The following is a 15692-nucleotide window of genomic DNA, read 5'->3' on the forward strand; positions in this document are numbered from 1 at the left end:
TTACCACGGATTTCGCAAAAAAAAGCCCAACCGGTGATATTGGGTTGGGCGATAATTCCTGTTGGCTGATATCCGGCAAACCTGCCTGATGGCGCTACGCTTATCGGACCTGGGCCAGATATCAACCTGCAGGCCGGATAAAACGCAACCACGTCGTCATCCGGCGAATCTGCTCAGCGCATAATCTTATCACCGCGCGAAAGCCCGACGACGCCTGAACGCGCCACTTCAACAATTTTCGCCACGTCGCGCAGCGAGGCCAGAAAAGCATCCAGTTTATCGCTGGTGCCCGCCAGTTGAACGGTATACAGCGTTGGCGTAACGTCAATAATCTGACCACGGAAAATTTCCGTATTACGCTTCACCTCTTCCCGTCCGTAGCCGCTGGCCTGGATTTTCACCAGCATGATTTCCCGCTCAACGTGCGCTCCTTGTCCCAGCTCGCTGACGCGCAGCACATCAACCAGCTTGTGCAGTTGCTTTTCAATTTGCTCAAGCACTTTTTCATCGCCTACCGTCTGGATAGTCATGCGCGACAACGTCGGATCGTCTGTCGGCGCAACGGTCAGGCTTTCAATATTATATCCGCGTTGCGAAAAGAGGCCGATAACCCGCGATAACGCCCCAGATTCGTTTTCCAGTAATACCGATAAAATCCGGCGCATCATCAGGTCCTCTCCGTTTTGCTTAACCACATTTCGTCCATCCCGCCCCCGCGAATCTGCATTGGATAGACATGCTCGCTGCCATCAACGGTGACATCGACGAACACCAGTCGGTTATTACGCACATGCTCAAGGGCTTCGCTGAGTTTACTTTCCAGCTCATCCGGACGGTTAATCTGCAGCCCGACATGGCCATATGCTTCCGCCAGGCGCACAAAATCCGGTAACGACTGCATATAAGACTGAGAATGGCGACCGGAATAGATCATATCCTGCCACTGTTTCACCATCCCCAGATAACGGTTGTTCAGGTTCAGAACCAGTACCGGCAGTTCATACTGTAAGGCTGTCGACAGCTCCTGAATGTTCATCTGTATACTGCCATCGCCGGTCACGCAGACCACCATTTCTTTCGGCAGGGCCATTTTAACGCCCAGCGCAGCCGGTAGGCCAAAACCCATCGTGCCGAGCCCGCCGGAATTAATCCAGCGACGTGGTTTATCGAACGGGTAATAGAGAGCGGCAAACATCTGATGTTGTCCTACATCGGACGTCACGTAAGCGTCGCCCTTCGTCAGACGCCAGAGGGTTTCAATCACCGCCTGGGGTTTAATGCTTTCGCTTTCCGCGTCATATTTCAGGCACTGACGGGCGCGCCAGATCTCTATCTGCTGCCACCAGTCGCGAATATCATCCTGCGGCTGAGACGGCGCATCCTGCGCCAGTAGCTCCAGCATTTGTTCCAGTACCAGGCGGGCATCGCCCACCACCGGGATATCAGCGTTAACCGTTTTGGATATGGACGTCGGATCAATATCGATGTGTAATACCGTCGCGTTCGGACAATATTTAGCGAGATTATTCGTCGTGCGGTCGTCAAATCGTACGCCAACAGCGAAAATCACATCGGCGTTATGCATGGTCATATTGGCTTCATAAGTGCCATGCATTCCCAGCATTCCTAACGACTGGCGATGAGTAGCAGGAAACGCGCCCAGTCCCATTAATGAAGAGACCACCGGCAGGTTAAAGGTTTCAATGATGTGGCGCAGCGGCGCATAGCAGGCCGCGCTTATCGCCCCTCCCCCAACGTAGACCACCGGCTTTTTTGCCGACGCCAGCGTTTGCAAAGCACGCTTAATTTGTCCTTTATGTCCTGATGTTGTGGGATTGTAAGAGCGCATACTGACCGTTTCCGGCCAGACATACGGCATTTTTTTCGCCGGATTCAAAATATCTTTCGGTAAATCCACGACCACCGGCCCAGGACGTCCGCTTGCCGCCAGCCAGAAGGCCTTTTTAAGCACCTGGGGAATATCTTCCGTCTGTTTGACCAGGAAGCTATGTTTGACCACCGGTCGGGAAATCCCCACCATGTCGCACTCCTGAAAGGCATCATAGCCAATCAATGAGGTGGCGACCTGGCCGGAAAGAATCACCAGCGGAATGGAATCCATATAGGCCGTAGCAATCCCGGTAATCGCATTGGTCGCTCCCGGTCCGGAAGTCACCAGCACCACGCCAACGTCGCCAGTGGCTCGCGCCAGGCCATCCGCCATATGCACCGCGGCCTGCTCATGACGCACCAGCACATGATCGATCCCTCCAACGGTATGTAGCGCATCATAAATATCAAGCACTGCGCCTCCAGGATAGCCGAACACCTGCTTTACGCCTTGATCGATAAGCGATCGGACGACCATCTCGGCTCCAGACAACATCTCCACGGCTTGCCTCCACTTTATACCTGTCATCACGGTTTGACGGACACCTTAACCGCTCGCTATCACGCCTGGCAATTGGGTGGAATGACGTAAAGATGGGGAAGGTTAGAATAATCAGGAGGCAAGAAGAGAAGAAATGGAGAAATACTCCGTCTGAATCACACCAGGTAATAAATAATCGCTTATAAATGCAGACTTACAGCAATTCATCTATTTTTCACAGCGACGAAAAGAATCGCTCACCGTTAAATCAGCATAAAATTTTTGATATACGCTAAAAAGCAGAATAAACCAGAATTTGTTTCTGATTTATTCTGCCCGGTTTTATCGCTTACAAACAGAAACTAATAAATCTTCCATCCATTGGTGCCCTTTATCACGCCCAGCCGCTTCATGCCAGGAAAGGTAGCATGTCCGACTATTCAGTTTTAAAGGCAACGGCAATATTTGCAGCTCCAGCGACTCCGCAAACTCTTCCACCAGCCAGCGCGGGGCAATAGCGACCAAATGCGTCTGCGAGACCACATTCAGAACGCTGATAAGCGCCATGCCCTGATAAGCCACGCTTGACTGTTTATCCGACGTGTCATACCACGGCTGGCTAAATGACGCATAACGATCGAGAGAAACAACCGCATGTTGTTCATTATAAACATCGCCTTCCAGTAGCGGGCCGCTAATACGTGGGTGTTTTCGGCTGGCCACTAAAACCATTTCATCTTTAAATAGCGGTACGCTGGTAAACTCAGGACGACGGAATTCTTCATAACTAATAACGAACTCGGTTTCCTGATAGCGTAGCTGATGCTCAGTATTCTGATTCAACGACGCTTTAAAAACGACATGAATATTTGGCGCAATTTGTTCTACACGATTATAAATCTGTGACGTCAGGATATTATCCAGCGGACTGCACACGCAAAGATTGAATACACGTTCGCTGCTGGTCGGCTCAAACCCCGATCCCGGCAATTCATTTTGCACCAATTGCAACGCCTGACGGACTGAACCAAATAACTGAAATGCACGGGCAGTCGGCTGAATTCCTCGTCCATATCGAACAAAAAGTTCGTCATTAAACATAACCTTCAGACGCGCTACGGCGTTACTAACCGCAGGCTGCGACATTCCCAGCGTGTGGGCGGCGCGCGTAATATTCTGCTCTTGCATTACCGCATCGAACACGGTCAATAGGTTCAAATCAACCATGCGAAGCTGTGGTTTGCCCATATCTAAAAGATGCGGCTTTTCGGTTTTGACCTCTGGCATATTTAACTCCACTGTCACGCTTAACTCCCTTTTTCTGGCTGAAGGCAGAAATAATTCCTGAAAATATGATTTACCATGCATATAAAATAAGAAAAAGGGAAAGCGTTAAAATTCGGAAAACATAAAGACGCTGACAGAGACAAATAGAATGCCAGCGCAAGCGTAATGTGTCCTGAGTCACACCATTGCGATTCATAATGTTTAAATTACGCAAGCAATATAACCATAACTATGGCGAATACACAATCATACACCAAGTGAATGATCATTTAAGTTTCAATTAAATGTTTATATTATTAATAGCTAAAAAGTTAACATTAATTTATCAATAACTTTATCCTTATCCATTAAGTAAACAAGGTTATTTGTTAAAATATAAAATAAATCAAAAAGATAAACCAAAACTTTAGCATACCTTTAACAGGCCATTCCCCTAACCAATTTGCAAACAAAAATGCCTAAATATTTCAAACAATGAAAAGTATGAATGTCCACTCGTTCTTTTATCCTTTATTGGACGCGTAGCCCAGCACAATTAGCTAAAGTACGTATCCGGATATAGTCAACAAAATGCAATGGCGACAGAAAATAGAGTTGACATTAAACGGCATATCCAGTACCACTAAAAGCATAACGCATTCGCTGGAGCTGAATTAATGTCACATATCGTTCGTTTCACTGGGCTACTACTACTCAACGCATTTATTGTGCGCGGTAGACCGGTGGGCGGCATTCAACATTAAGTCAGCTCGAAGTCAAACAAAACCCGCGCCGTTGCGCGGGTTTTTTTATGCCTGACGCAAGGCGCCCCTGGAGACAAGGACCACATCATGAGCCAGCAAGTCATTATTTTTGATACGACCTTACGCGACGGCGAACAAGCGTTACAGGCCAGCCTGAGCGCGAAAGAGAAGCTGCAGATTGCCCTGGCCCTTGAGCGCATGGGGGTTGATGTCATGGAAGTAGGCTTCCCGGTCTCTTCTCCGGGTGATTTTGAATCTGTCCAAACCATCGCCCGCACCATCAAAAACAGCCGCGTTTGCGCCCTGGCGCGTTGTGTAGAAAAAGACATCGACGTCGCGGCACAGGCGCTGAAGGTCGCCGACGCGTTTCGCATCCATACTTTTATCGCCACCTCGCCAATGCACATCGCCACCAAGCTGCGCAGCACGCTGGATGAGGTCATCGAACGCGCGGTATACATGGTTAAGCGGGCGCGTAATTACACTGATGACGTGGAATTCTCCTGCGAAGATGCTGGCCGGACGCCTGTTGACGAGCTGGCGCGCGTGGTGGAAGCCGCTATAAACGCCGGCGCGAGAACCATTAATATTCCCGATACCGTGGGCTATACCATGCCGTTTGAGTTCGCGGGAATCATTTCCGGCCTGTATGAACGTGTCCCCAATATCGACAAAGCTATCATTTCCGTTCATACCCACGACGATTTAGGGATAGCAGTAGGCAACTCGCTGGCGGCAGTACATGCGGGCGCGCGTCAGGTTGAAGGCGCGATGAACGGTATCGGAGAACGTGCCGGTAACTGCGCACTGGAAGAAGTGATCATGGCGATTAAAGTGCGCAAAGACATCATGAACGTACACACCAACATCAATCACCACGAAATCTGGCGCACCAGCCAGACCGTCAGCCAGATCTGTAACATGCCGATCCCGGCCAACAAAGCGATTGTCGGCAGCGGCGCTTTCGCCCACTCTTCCGGCATCCACCAGGATGGCGTCCTCAAGAACCGCGAAAACTATGAAATCATGACGCCAGAGTCCATCGGTCTGAATCAGATACAGCTGAACCTGACCTCCCGCTCTGGCCGTGCCGCCGTGAAACATCGCATGGAAGAGATGGGTTACAAAGACACAGACTACAACATGGACCACCTGTACGACGCGTTCCTGAAGCTAGCAGACAAAAAAGGCCAGGTGTTCGACTATGACCTGGAAGCGCTGGCGTTTATTAATAAACAGCAAGAAGAACCAGAGCATTTCCGTCTGGATTACTTCAGCGTGCAGTCCGGCTCCAGCGATATCGCCACTGCTTCCGTGAAGCTGGCCTGTGGTGAAGAGATCAAGGCCGAGGCGGCGAACGGCAACGGCCCGGTCGACGCCATCTATCAGGCGATTAACCGTATCACTGGCTACGACGTTGAGTTGGTTAAATACGACCTGAACGCCAAAGGCCAGGGCAAAGACGCGCTGGGTCAGGTCGATATCGTCGTGAACCATCATGGTCGCCGCTTCCACGGCGTCGGGCTGGCGACGGATATCGTTGAATCCTCCGCCAAAGCGATGGTGCACGTACTGAACAATATCTGGCGCGCCGCCGAAGTTGAAAAAGAATTGCAACGCAAAGCTCAAAATAAAGAGAACAACAAGGAAACCGTGTAATGTCGAAGAACTATCATATTGCCGTACTGCCGGGCGACGGTATCGGCCCGGAAGTCATGGCGCAAGCCCTGAAAGTTATGGATGCGGTACGCAACCGTTTTGATATGCGTATCACCACCAGCCACTATGACGTCGGCGGTATTGCTATCGACAATCATGGTCATCCACTGCCGAAAGCCACCGTTGAAGGGTGCGAGCAGGCGGATGCCATTCTGTTTGGCTCCGTCGGCGGCCCGAAATGGGAAAATTTGCCCCCGGAAAGCCAGCCGGAGCGCGGCGCCCTGCTGCCGCTGCGCAAACATTTCAAATTATTCAGTAATCTGCGTCCGGCGAAACTGTATCAGGGACTGGAAACATTTTGCCCGTTGCGCGCCGATATCGCCGCTAACGGTTTCGATATCCTGTGCGTGCGCGAGCTGACCGGCGGGATCTATTTCGGACAGCCAAAAGGCCGTGAAGGCAGCGGTCAGTACGAAAAAGCCTTTGATACCGAAGTTTATCACCGCTTTGAGATCGAGCGCATTGCCCGTATCGCCTTTGAATCGGCGCGTAAACGCCGCCGTAAAGTCACCTCTATTGATAAAGCCAACGTACTGCAAAGCTCTATCCTGTGGCGTGAAATCGTCAATGATGTCGCGAAAACGTATCCCGATGTGGAACTCGCGCACATGTATATCGATAACGCCACCATGCAGTTGATTAAAGACCCGTCGCAGTTTGACGTACTGCTGTGCTCTAACCTGTTCGGCGACATTCTGTCCGACGAATGCGCCATGATCACCGGCTCAATGGGGATGTTGCCCTCCGCCAGCCTGAACGAGCAAGGGTTTGGCCTGTATGAACCGGCTGGCGGCTCCGCGCCGGATATCGCCGGGAAAAATATCGCCAATCCAATTGCGCAGATCCTGTCGCTGGCGCTGCTGCTGCGCTACAGCCTGGATGCCAACGATGCGGCAACGGCCATTGAACAGGCGATCAATCGCGCATTAGAAGAGGGCGTTCGCACCGGCGATTTAGCCAGGGGCGCTGCCGCAGTCAGTACCGATGAGATGGGCGATATTATCGCCCGCTATGTCGCAGAAGGGGTGTAATCATGGCCAAAACATTATACGAAAAATTATTTGATGCCCACGTGGTCTTTGAGGCGCCAAACGAAACGCCGCTGCTGTACATCGACCGCCACCTGGTGCATGAAGTCACCTCTCCGCAGGCGTTTGACGGTCTGCGCGCGCACCATCGTCCGGTACGTCAGCCAGGGAAAACCTTCGCCACGATGGATCACAACGTCTCGACGCAGACTAAAGACATTAATGCTTCTGGTGAAATGGCGCGTATCCAGATGCAGGAGCTGATTAAGAACTGTAACGAGTTCGGCGTCGAGCTGTATGACCTGAATCACCCGTATCAGGGCATCGTCCATGTGATGGGGCCGGAACAGGGCGTCACCCTGCCGGGCATGACCATCGTCTGCGGCGACTCCCACACCGCCACCCACGGCGCGTTTGGTGCGCTGGCCTTCGGCATCGGCACTTCTGAGGTAGAACATGTACTGGCGACGCAAACCCTGAAACAGGGGCGCGCTAAAACCATGAAGATTGAAGTCACGGGCAACGCCGCGCCGGGCATTACCGCCAAAGACATCGTGCTGGCGATCATCGGTAAAACCGGTAGCGCCGGCGGCACCGGACACGTGGTTGAATTTTGCGGCGACGCGATCCGCGCGCTGAGTATGGAAGGCCGCATGACGCTGTGCAATATGGCGATTGAGATGGGTGCCAAAGCCGGTCTGGTCGCCCCGGATGAAACCACTTTCAACTACGTAAAAGGGCGTTTGCACGCGCCGAAGGGCCGCGATTTTGACGAAGCCGTCGAGTACTGGAAAACGCTGAAAACCGATGACGGCGCGACCTTTGATACTGTCGTCACCCTGCGAGCAGAAGAGATCGCGCCGCAGGTGACCTGGGGCACGAATCCGGGCCAGGTGATTTCCGTCACCGACATCATCCCCGATCCCGCCTCTTTTAGCGATCCGGTTGAGCGCGCCAGCGCCGAAAAAGCGCTGGCTTATATGGGCTTACAGCCGGGCGTACCGTTAACGGACGTTGCTATTGATAAAGTCTTTATCGGCTCTTGTACCAATTCGCGTATTGAAGATTTGCGCGCGGCGGCGGAAGTCGCCAAAGGGCGCAAAGTTGCGCCTGGCGTGCAGGCGCTGGTGGTACCGGGTTCAGGTCCGGTGAAAGCGCAGGCAGAAGCGGAAGGTCTGGACAAGATCTTTATCGAAGCAGGATTTGAATGGCGCTTACCGGGCTGTTCCATGTGCCTGGCCATGAATAATGACCGCCTGAACCCGGGCGAGCGCTGCGCATCCACCAGCAACCGTAACTTTGAAGGCCGTCAGGGCCGCGGGGGTCGCACGCATTTAGTCAGCCCGGCGATGGCCGCCGCCGCCGCCGTTACCGGCCACTTCGCCGACATTCGCAGCATCAAATAAGGAAACTACCATGGCAGAGAAATTTACCCAGCATACCGGCCTGGTTGTCCCACTGGATGCCGCCAACGTCGATACCGATGCAATTATCCCTAAACAGTTTTTGCAGAAGGTTACGCGCACCGGTTTTGGCGCCCATCTGTTTAACGACTGGCGCTTCCTGGACGAAAAGGGCCAACAACCAAATCCGGAATTCGTGTTGAACTTTCCGGAATATCAAGGCGCGTCGATACTGTTGGCGCGGGAAAACTTTGGCTGCGGCTCGTCACGCGAGCACGCGCCGTGGGCGCTGACCGACTACGGCTTTAAAGTAGTGATCGCGCCAAGCTTCGCCGACATCTTCTACGGCAACAGTTTCAATAACCAACTGCTGCCGGTAACCCTGAGCGACGCACAGGTCGATGAGCTGTTTGCCCTGGTGAAAGCCAATCCGGGCATTAAATTTGAAGTGGATCTGGAAGCACAGGTGGTGAAAGCAGGCGATAAGACCTACAGCTTTAAAATCGACGACTTCCGCCGCCACTGCATGTTGAACGGTCTGGACAGCATTGGGCTGACGCTGCAGCACGAAGACGCGATTGCCGCCTACGAAAATAAACAACCGGCATTTATGCGGTAACCCTTCACGCCTTACCGGGCCTACAGGTTATGCAATATCACCCGGTTGCCATTATATTCTGTAGGCCTGATAAGCGTAGCGCCATCAAGCTCCGGGTTACTCATCAGTCGCTCATGCCGGGGATATTCCGGCATTTTTTATACGATTTTTACTCGCCCGGTCACCACCTGCGTGACCACAGAAACAGCCGAAATAAAAAAAGCCAGCAGGTATTATCTGCTGGCGGGTGATTTTAGGCTATCGCCTACACCAATACTCAGTCACACATGATGTCTGCAATTGGCTTCAATCGGTCGCCTCCCACTGCATCAGTTCCGCGAGCATTTTTAAGCGCTGCGGCGCGCTCAGGCAAGCCAGCCAGGACGTTTTTTCCGTCGCGGCAAAATATCTCAACCAGAACTGGTGCATAGTGACCTCTTCCTCTTGCTTCATCGAAAGATATTATTGGCCTAATATAGGGATAATAAAATTGCTGAGTTTTTCATCGGAGTTCCCCTTTTATGCCCTCAGGTCGCCTGCAACAACAATTTATCCGTCTCTGGCAATGCTGTGACGGTAAAACGCAAGACACCACGCTTAATGAGCTGGCGGATCTGCTGAACTGTTCGCGTCGCCATATGCGTACGCTGCTAAATACGATGCAGGCGCGCGGTTGGCTAACATGGGAAGCCGAGGTTGGACGCGGAAAGCGTTCGCGTCTGACGTTCCTGTATACCGGACTGGCGCTGCAACAGCAGCGGGCGGAAGACCTGCTGGAACAAGATCGAATCGATCAACTGGTACAACTGGTCGGCGATAAAAGCGCTGTCAGGCAAATGCTGATTTCCCATCTGGGACGCAGCTTCCGCCAGGGGCGGCATATTCTGCGGGTTCTTTACTATCGTCCGATGCACAATCTCCTGCCGGGAACCGCATTACGTCGCTCGGAAACCCATATTGCCCGGCAAATTTTCAGTTCGCTCACGCGGGTAAATGAGGAAAACGGGGAACTGGAAGCGGACATTGCCCACCACTGGCAGCAAATTTCCCCTTTACTGTGGCGCTTCTACCTGCGCCCCGGCATTCATTTTCATCATGGCCGCGAGCTGGAGATGGAAGATGTCATCGCCTCGCTGACGCGTATCAATACGCTTCCGCTTTACTCGCACATCACAAAGATAGACTCCCCTACCGCGTGGACGCTGGATATTCATCTTTCCCAGCCGGATCGCTGGTTGCCGTGGCTGCTGGGCCAGGTCCCGGCGATGATTTTGCCGCGGGAGTGGGAAACGCTGGCTAATTTCGCCAGCCACCCTATCGGCACCGGGCCTTATGCCGTGCGGCGTAATACGCCGAACCAACTCAAGATACTCGCCTTTGATGACTACTTCGGCTATCGGGCGTTGATAGACGAAGTGAACGTCTGGGTACTGCCGGATATCAGTGAAGAACCGGCCTGCGGCTTGATGCTGGAAGGGCCGATACAAGGCGGTGAAAAAGCGATAGAAAGCCGACTGGAAGAGGGGTGCTATTACCTGCTATTCGACGACAGAACGCCGCGCGGCGCGCATCCGCAGGTCAGAGAATGGGTAAGCCACGTCCTCTCCCCCACCAATTTACTCTATCATGCCGATGAACCGCTACAGCAGCTCTGGTTCCCGGCCTATGGGCTTTTACCGCGCTGGCATCACGCCCGTCCAGGCCCGGGCGAAAAACCTGCCGGTCTGGAAACCCTCACGCTGACCTTCTATCGCGAACACATTGAGCACCGGGTTATCGCCCGTATCATGAGCGCGCTTCTGGCTGAACATCAGGTGCATTTGCATATTCAGGAGATCGACTACGATCAATGGCACGCCGGCGAGATCGAAAGCGATATCTGGCTCAATAGCGCTAACTTTACGCTGCCGCTGGATTTCTCGCTGTTCGCGCACCTGTGCGAAGTACCGCTCTTGCAGAACTGCATTCCGCGCGACTGGCAGGACGACGCCGCGCAGTGGCGCGCTGGCAAGATGAACCTGGCGAACTGGTGCCAGCAACTGCTGGCCAACAAAGCGATTGTGCCGCTGATCCACCACTGGCTGATTATCCAGGGACAGCGCAGTATGCGCGGGCTGCGCATGAATACCCTCGGCTGGTTTGATTTTAAATCGGCGTGGTTTGCGCCGCCGGACCCTTAAAAGCCAGCTCTTAATTGCTGCCCGGCAACAAAATCACTACACTAACGCCGAACTCAACGGGGTGCCGCGCTCATGCGCGCGCTGAGAAAATACCCGTCGAACCTGATCCGGATAATGCCGGCGAAGGGATTTGAGGCTACCTCTCAAGTCCTTTGCCACTCTTTAACTGAGGTGCAAAGTGTTAAAAAAATATCTTCCGCTTTTACTCCTGTGCGCGGCGCCTGCTTTCGCCAAACCCGTTCTCACCGTCTATACCTACGACTCGTTCGCCGCCGACTGGGGGCCAGGCCCGGCGGTGAAAAAAGCGTTTGAAGCCGATTGCAACTGCGAGCTGAAACTGGTGGCGCTGGAGGATGGCGTTTCGCTGCTCAACCGCCTGCGGATGGAGGGGAAGAACAGCAAAGCCGATGTGGTGTTGGGGCTGGACAACAATCTGCTGGAAGCGGCCACGCAAACTAAACTCTTTGCCAAAAGCGGCGTGGCGAATGAGGCGGTCAAGGTGCCCGGCGGCTGGAAAAACGACACATTTGTGCCGTTCGATTACGGCTATTTCGCCTTTGTCTACGATAAAAGCAAGCTGAAAAATCCGCCGAAAAGCCTGAAAGAACTGGTCGAGAGCGATCAAAAATGGCGGGTGATTTATCAGGACCCGCGTACCAGTACGCCAGGGCTGGGGCTGTTACTGTGGATGCGCAAAGTCTATGGCGATAACGCGCCGCAGGCCTGGCAAAAACTGGCGGCCAAAACGGTGACGGTGACGAAAGGCTGGAGCGAGGCCTACGGTTTATTTCTGAAAGGTGAAAGCGATTTGGTGCTCAGTTACACCACCTCTCCGGCGTATCACATTATTGAAGAGAAGAAGGACAATTACGCCGCCGCGAACTTCAGCGAAGGCCATTACTTACAGGTAGAGGTCGCGGCGCGTACCGTCGCCAGTAAGCAGCCGGAACTGGCGGAGAAATTCCTCAAATTTATGGTTTCTCCGGCGTTTCAGAACGCCATACCCACCGGCAACTGGATGTACCCGGTAGCGGACGTCGCCCTACCAGCAGGGTTTGAATCATTGGCCAAACCCGCCACAACTCTGGAATTCACGCCGCAACAAGTGGCAGCACAACGCCAGGCATGGATTAGCGAATGGCAACGCGCCGTCAGCCGTTAATTCCCGGCTGGCTGATTCCGGGGCTGTGCGCCGCCGCGCTGATGATAACCGTCTCGCTGGCGGCCTTTCTGGCGCTTTGGCTGAACGCGCCGTCGGGCGCGTGGTCGACAATCTGGCGGGATAGCTACCTGTGGCATGTGGTGCGCTTCTCATTCTGGCAGGCGTTTCTGTCCGCAGTGCTGTCTGTGGTCCCGGCGGTTTTTCTCGCCCGCGCGCTTTATCGACGCCGTTTTCCTGGACGTCTGGCGCTGCTGCGTCTGTGCGCCATGACGCTGATTCTGCCGGTACTGGTTGCCGTGTTCGGTATTCTTAGCGTGTATGGCCGTCAGGGCTGGCTGGCCTCGCTGTGGCAGATGCTGGGGCTTCAGTGGACATTCTCCCCCTACGGCTTGCAGGGCATTTTACTGGCGCACGTCTTTTTTAACCTGCCAATGGCGAGCCGTTTGTTGCTGCAATCTTTGGAAAGCATTCCCGGCGAGCAGCGCCAGCTCGCCGCCCAGCTCGGTATGCGCGGCTGGCATTTTTTCCGTTTTGTCGAATGGCCGTGGCTGCGCCGCCAAATTCCGCCCGTCGCGGCGCTGATTTTTATGCTCTGCTTCGCCAGTTTCGCAACGGTTCTGTCGCTCGGCGGCGGCCCGCAGGCCACCACTATCGAACTGGCTATCTTTCAGGCGCTTAGTTATGACTACGATCCCGCCCGCGCGGCGATGCTGGCATTAATCCAGATGGTCTGCTGCCTGGCGCTGGTACTGCTAAGCCAACGGTTGAGCAAAGCGGTTGCGCCGGGGATGACGCTGACGCAGGGCTGGCGCGATCCTGACGATCGTCTCCACAGCCGTCTGACGGACGCCTTATTAATCGTGCTGGCGCTGCTGCTGCTGCTTCCGCCGCTGGTCGCCGTGGTGGTCGATGGCATCAACCGCAGCCTGCCGGAGGTGCTGGCGCAACCCATTCTGTGGCAGGCTGTCTGGACATCGCTACGCATTGCGCTGGCGGCGGGCGTTCTGTGTGTGGTGCTGACCATGATGCTGCTGTGGAGTAGCCGCGAGCTACGCCAACGCCAGCAACTATTCGCCGGACAAACGCTGGAACTCAGCGGGATGTTGATCCTCGCGATGCCGGGGATCGTGCTGGCGACAGGCTTCTTTTTACTGCTCAATAACAGCATTGGCTTACCGGAATCCGCCGACGGCATCGTGATTTTCACCAATGCGCTGATGGCAATCCCCTACGCGCTAAAAGTCCTGGAAAACCCAATGCGCGATATTACCGCCCGTTATGGAATGCTGTGCCAGTCATTAGGAATTGAAGGCTGGTCGCGGTTAAAGGTCGTGGAACTGCGGGCGCTGAAACGTCCGCTGGCGCAGGCGCTGGCGTTTGCCTGCGTACTTTCTATCGGTGATTTTGGCGTCGTCGCGCTTTTCGGCAATGACAATTTCCGCACGCTGCCGTTTTATCTGTATCAGCAGATCGGCTCCTACCGCAGCCAGGACGGCGCGGTGACCGCGCTGATACTATTGCTGCTCTGCTTTACGTTATTTACCCTCATAGAGAAACTACCGGGCCGACATGCTAAAACTGATTGATATCACCTGGCTTTACCATCATTTGCCGATGCGTTTTACGCTGGCGGTAGAACGCGGCGAGCAGGTGGCGATTCTTGGCCCCAGCGGCGCGGGGAAAAGCACGTTGTTGAATTTAATTGCCGGCTTTCTTGCGCCTGCCAGCGGTACGCTACTGATTGCCGGCGACGATCATACGCTTACGCCGCCCTCACGCCGTCCGGTCTCAATGCTGTTTCAGGAGAATAATTTATTCAGCCACCTGAATGTGCAGCAAAATATCGGTCTGGGGCTAAACCCCGGGTTAACGCTCAACGCCAGCCAGCGGGAAAAACGGGACGCTATCGCACGTCAGATGGGCATTGAGAGTCTGATGGCGCGTTTGCCGGGCGAGCTGTCCGGCGGCCAGCGTCAGCGGGTAGCGCTGGCGCGCTGCCTGGTACGTGAACAGCCGGTACTGCTGCTGGATGAACCGTTCTCCGCGCTCGATCCCGCGCTGCGTCAGGAGATGCTGACGTTGGTCAGCGATATCTGCCGCGAGCGACAGCTCACGCTGTTGATGGTCTCGCACAGCGTGGAAGATGCGGCGCGAATTGCGCCCCGGTCAATCGTCGTCGCCGACGGACGCATTGCGTGGCAAGGCAAAACAGACGAGCTACTAAGCGGTCAGGCCAGCGCCTCAGCGCTATTGGGCATCAAATCCCATATTTTGTAGGCCGGATAAGGCGAAGCTGCCATCCGGCAAAGGAATCGTTAGTAACCCACAACTTTGCGCAGAATATCGATATATACCGGCATCAGCGGGTGGCGAACCAGCACCACCAGCGCGACCACGCCGATCCCGAGCGTCAACGGCGCCAGATACAGCAAACGGCTGCGGGGGAAATACGCGGTTAAACGATCGACTGCCGCTTTGCCGCTGCGCCACAGCCGCCAGCATAGCCAGCCTCCGACCCACAGCAGCAACGCCGTCGCCAGCAGCAGCCATTTGAAATCTCCGCTCTGCATATCGGAAGGAATATCGATTGCCGCTCCCGCCAGAATGCCCGGCAGGAAATAAAACGGCGGCCACAGCAAACAGCCAATCAAGTTCGGCCCAATAAATTTCGCCACGGGAAGATCCAGCATCCCTGCCACCATCGGCACCAGCGGCCTCGTCGGACCGACAAAACGTCCGACCAGGATCGTGAACATACTGTGCTGATGCAGCGCGTGTTCGGTTTTATCCAGCAGCGACTTGTTCTTTTTCATAAAAGACCAGCGGTGTAGCGGCTTTTTAAAGCGCCACCCCAGCCAGAACGAAATCCAGTCGCCCATCAGACAGCCGATAATACCCACCAGCCAGGCATGCCAAAAATTGAGCTCGCCGCTGCCGATAAGCGCGCCCAGCCCCGCCATCAGTACCGTACCGGGTAAAATCAACCCCACCAGCGCCAGCGATTCCAGGAAGGCGACCAGCAACACGGCGATAAGCGAATACAGAGTGGATTGGGTGATAAAGTGTTCCAGCAGTGCTTGCATAGTGTGTCCGTCAGCGTGATGAAGCAGGGATTCTGCTTACCCCGTCCCCCTTCGTCAAGCCGTCAATTATCCGAATAGTTACGGCTTATGACATCTTTGTGGACACATCATTCACTTT

At 54.2% G+C, this 15692-nt stretch carries 14 protein-coding genes and 1 riboswitch; of the genes, 9 read left to right on the top strand and 5 right to left on the bottom strand.

The window, feature by feature from the left end:
* Positions 1-173: 173 nt before the first annotated feature.
* The 3 genes from ilvN to leuO all read right to left on the bottom strand — a co-directional run bounded on the left by ilvN (position 174) and on the right by leuO (position 3658).
* Positions 174-665: an acetolactate synthase small subunit gene (gene ilvN, locus ACLJZ5_RS16005; protein WP_001563086.1), complete on the bottom strand. Its 492-nt coding sequence runs from the start codon at positions 663-665 to the stop codon at positions 174-176.
* A 2-nt stretch (positions 666-667) separates the two neighbouring features.
* A complete protein-coding gene (ilvI, locus tag ACLJZ5_RS16010) occupies positions 668-2392 on the bottom strand; it encodes an acetolactate synthase 3 large subunit (protein ID WP_023193147.1) in 1725 nt (574 codons plus the stop codon).
* Between the two features lie 321 nt (positions 2393-2713).
* A complete protein-coding gene (leuO, locus tag ACLJZ5_RS16015; protein ID WP_024797379.1) occupies positions 2714-3658 on the bottom strand; it encodes a transcriptional regulator LeuO in 945 nt (314 codons plus the stop codon).
* Between the two features lie 656 nt (positions 3659-4314).
* Between leuO and leuL the strand changes: the two genes are divergently transcribed.
* The 5 genes from leuL (at position 4315) to leuD (ending at position 9170) form a co-directional block, all read left to right on the top strand.
* A complete protein-coding gene (gene leuL / locus ACLJZ5_RS16020) occupies positions 4315-4401 on the top strand; it encodes a leu operon leader peptide (protein WP_001575587.1) in 87 nt (28 codons plus the stop codon).
* 87 nt (positions 4402-4488) lie between these two features.
* Positions 4489-6060, top strand: a complete 1572-nt coding sequence (gene leuA, locus ACLJZ5_RS16025; RefSeq protein ID WP_024797380.1) for a 2-isopropylmalate synthase — start codon at positions 4489-4491, stop codon at positions 6058-6060.
* A complete protein-coding gene (gene leuB, locus ACLJZ5_RS16030; RefSeq protein ID WP_024797381.1) occupies positions 6060-7151 on the top strand; it encodes a 3-isopropylmalate dehydrogenase in 1092 nt (363 codons plus the stop codon). Before leuA ends, leuB begins: the two co-directional genes overlap by 1 nt.
* Before the next feature lie 2 nt (positions 7152-7153).
* Positions 7154-8554: a 3-isopropylmalate dehydratase large subunit gene (gene leuC / locus ACLJZ5_RS16035; protein WP_001140632.1), complete on the top strand. Its 1401-nt coding sequence runs from the start codon at positions 7154-7156 to the stop codon at positions 8552-8554.
* 10 nt (positions 8555-8564) lie between these two features.
* Complete coding sequence (leuD, locus tag ACLJZ5_RS16040) at positions 8565-9170, top strand: 3-isopropylmalate dehydratase small subunit (RefSeq protein ID WP_000818267.1); 606 nt, start codon at positions 8565-8567, stop codon at positions 9168-9170.
* A 285-nt stretch (positions 9171-9455) separates the two neighbouring features.
* Here the strand turns inward: leuD and sgrT are convergent, their stop codons facing one another.
* Entirely contained in the window at positions 9456-9578 is a 123-nt protein-coding gene (gene sgrT / locus ACLJZ5_RS16045) for a glucose uptake inhibitor SgrT (protein ID WP_000553886.1), read from the bottom strand.
* A 92-nt stretch (positions 9579-9670) separates the two neighbouring features.
* Here sgrT and sgrR point away from each other — a divergent pair, with 92 nt between their 5' ends.
* The 4 genes from sgrR to thiQ all read left to right on the top strand — a co-directional run bounded on the left by sgrR (position 9671) and on the right by thiQ (position 14768).
* On the top strand, positions 9671-11329 hold the full coding sequence (gene sgrR / locus ACLJZ5_RS16050; protein WP_024797382.1) for an HTH-type transcriptional regulator SgrR: 1659 nt from the start codon (positions 9671-9673) through the stop codon (positions 11327-11329).
* 47 nt (positions 11330-11376) lie between these two features.
* A riboswitch (TPP riboswitch) is annotated at positions 11377-11476 on the top strand.
* 31 nt (positions 11477-11507) lie between these two features.
* A complete protein-coding gene (thiB, locus tag ACLJZ5_RS16055) occupies positions 11508-12491 on the top strand; it encodes a thiamine ABC transporter substrate binding subunit (protein WP_000915326.1) in 984 nt (327 codons plus the stop codon).
* Complete coding sequence (thiP, locus tag ACLJZ5_RS16060) at positions 12467-14077, top strand: thiamine/thiamine pyrophosphate ABC transporter permease ThiP (protein WP_024797383.1); 1611 nt, start codon at positions 12467-12469, stop codon at positions 14075-14077. The genes thiB and thiP overlap by 25 nt, the downstream gene beginning before the upstream one ends.
* Entirely contained in the window at positions 14061-14768 is a 708-nt protein-coding gene (thiQ, locus tag ACLJZ5_RS16065; protein ID WP_023220757.1) for a thiamine ABC transporter ATP-binding protein ThiQ, read from the top strand. Before thiP ends, thiQ begins: the two co-directional genes overlap by 17 nt.
* 38 nt (positions 14769-14806) lie before the next feature.
* On the opposite strand, the gene ACLJZ5_RS16070 is transcribed toward thiQ, so the two are convergent.
* Positions 14807-15574 carry a DedA family protein gene (locus ACLJZ5_RS16070; protein WP_001148369.1) on the bottom strand — a complete coding sequence of 256 codons (768 nt, stop codon included), beginning with the start codon at positions 15572-15574 and terminating at the stop codon, positions 14807-14809.
* Between the last annotated feature and the right edge of the window lie 118 nt (positions 15575-15692).

It is taken from the genome of Salmonella sp. 5800, from assembly GCF_046558195.1.
Taxonomy (GTDB): Bacteria; Pseudomonadota; Gammaproteobacteria; order Enterobacterales; family Enterobacteriaceae; genus Salmonella; species Salmonella enterica.